Source organism: Streptomyces sp. NPDC058964, from assembly GCF_042741275.1.
Lineage (GTDB): Bacteria > Actinomycetota > Actinomycetes > Streptomycetales > Streptomycetaceae > Streptomyces.
Map to the genome: position 1 here is coordinate 1 of NZ_JBHYKH010000896.1, position 1,875 is coordinate 1,875.

2 protein-coding genes are annotated in these 1,875 nt (G+C 74.4%); one reads left to right on the forward strand and one right to left on the reverse strand.

What is annotated here, in order from left to right; all coding sequences use genetic code 11:
* Positions 1-467, forward strand: a 467-nt coding sequence (locus tag ACFW2E_RS46130; RefSeq protein WP_384477968.1) for an alpha/beta fold hydrolase, incomplete at its 5' end; no start/stop codon positions are given.
* Between the two features lie 250 nt (positions 468-717).
* Here ACFW2E_RS46130 and ACFW2E_RS46135 read toward each other — a convergent pair.
* Positions 718-1,749 (reverse strand): PHP domain-containing protein, encoded by a 1,032-nt coding sequence (locus ACFW2E_RS46135; protein WP_384477971.1) that lies wholly within the window; start codon positions 1,747-1,749, stop codon positions 718-720.
* Positions 1,750-1,875 lie beyond the last annotated feature (126 nt).

Sequence of the window (1,875 nt, forward strand, 5' to 3'; positions counted from 1 at the left end):
CGCCCCGCGCCCCCCCCCCCGGCCCCCCCCGCGCCCCCGACAACCCCGACGGGGTGGATCCCGTCGCCGCGCTGGCCGCCAACGAGATCTACCGCAGGGACAGGGCGGCCTTCTACGAGGCCAACGCCGACGCCTTCTTCGGCATCGGCCTGCCGGGGGTCGAGGTGTCGCCGGCCTACGTGCGCCATCTCATCGACCGCTGCCTCGTGACCACCCCGCACGCGTCCGTCGCCATCCAGGAGGTGGTCGTCTCGGTCGACGTCGCCGCCGAGGTGGCCAAGCTGCGGATGCCGGTACTGATCGTGCACGGTCCGCACGACGTGTCGGCGCCGCTGGAGCTGACCGGCGCCCGCTCGGCCCGGCTCCTGCCGGACGCCACGTTCAAGGTGTACGAGAACGCCGCCCACGGCCTCCCCTTCACCCACGCCGACCGGCTCAACGCCGATCTGCTCGAGTTCATGGCCTGACGCCGGGCACCTGGTGCCGGGCAGAGGAAAGCCCCGACCGTGACGGGGGAATCACGGTCGGGGCGGCCGTCGGTGGGCGCGGACGGCGGTCGCCTCTCGGCGAACGGCTCCGCAGGGCTCCAGCCGGACGACCGTCCCTGCGGGCGAAAGGTGAGGCCCGGGGACACTGTCCCGTCCACACCCACGGTTCGTTCAACGGGCAACCACCCCTGGGTGTTCCTGCCGCGGCACCGCCCGGTGGTGATCTGCGTCACGACGCCCGTGCCGGGGTCCGGGCCTCCCGGGTCCAGGCCAGCAGCTCCGGCGCGGACCAGGTGGTCACGACGCGTCCGGCGGGCACCCCGCACTCCTCGGCCCGCGCGCAGCCGAGGATCTGCCAGTCCAGCTGGCCCGGCGCGTGGGCATCGGTGTCGATCGAGAACAGGACACCGGCGTCGACCGCCCGCCGCAGCAGCCGCCGGGGCGGGTCGAGCCGCTCCGGACGGCTGTTGATCTCCACCGCCGTGCCTGTCGCGGCGCACGCGGCGAAGACCTCGTCCGCGTCGAACTCCGACTCCGGCCGACCCCGCCCCGTGACCAGCCGGCCCGTGCAGTGCCCCAGGACGTCCGAGAGCGGGTTGCGTACGGCGGCCACCATGCGGCGGGTCATCGCGCGGGCGTCCATCCGCAGCTTGGAGTGCACGGACACCACGACCACGTCGAGCCGCTCCAGCAGTTCCGGCTCCTGGTCCAGCGACCCGTCGTCCAGGATGTCGCACTCGATGCCGGTGAGCAGCCGGAACGGCGCCCAGGTCGTGTTCAGGGCCGCCACCACGTCGAGCTGCTCGCGCAGCCGCTCCGGCGACAGCCCGCGGGCCACGGTCAGCCTCGGCGAGTGGTCGGTCAGCACGGCCCACTCGTGCCCCAGACGGGCCGCGGTGAGCCCCATCTCCTCGATCGGGCTGCCCCCGTCGGACCAGTCGGAGTGCAGATGACAGTCCCCGCGCAGCAGCTCCCGCAGCCGCTCTCCACCGCGGGCCCGCGGGCTTTCGGCCTCCTCCTCGAGCTTCCGCAGGTATTCGGGCGTCTGCCCGGCCAGGGCCTCGCGCACCACCAGCGCGGGGTTGGGGCCGACGCCGCGGCTCGACTCCAGCGTGCCGGCGGCGGTGCGCTCGGCGACCTCCTCCTCGGGCAGGGCCGCCAGCACCCGGGCCGCGGTCCGGAAGGCCTTCACGCGGTAGGTCGGCGCGAGGGACCGCTCCAGCAGGAAGGCGATCCGGTCCAGCGCCTCGACGGGGTCCATGGCCAGCCACCTCCACCTCCAGGGTTCCCCAGCGCCGAGGGGGCCGCACGACGGGGGGGGGGGGGGGCCGCCCCCCCCGCAATAGGGCCAATTTTTGGGGGTTGTCGGGGGGGGGGTTAGCCCGAT

What these genes read in the sequence shown, in the direction of transcription:
- ACFW2E_RS46135 (WP_384477971.1), bottom strand. Translation starts at nt 1,749, where the DNA reads ATGGACCCCGTCGAGGCGCTGGACCGGATCGCCTTCCTGCTGGAGCGG.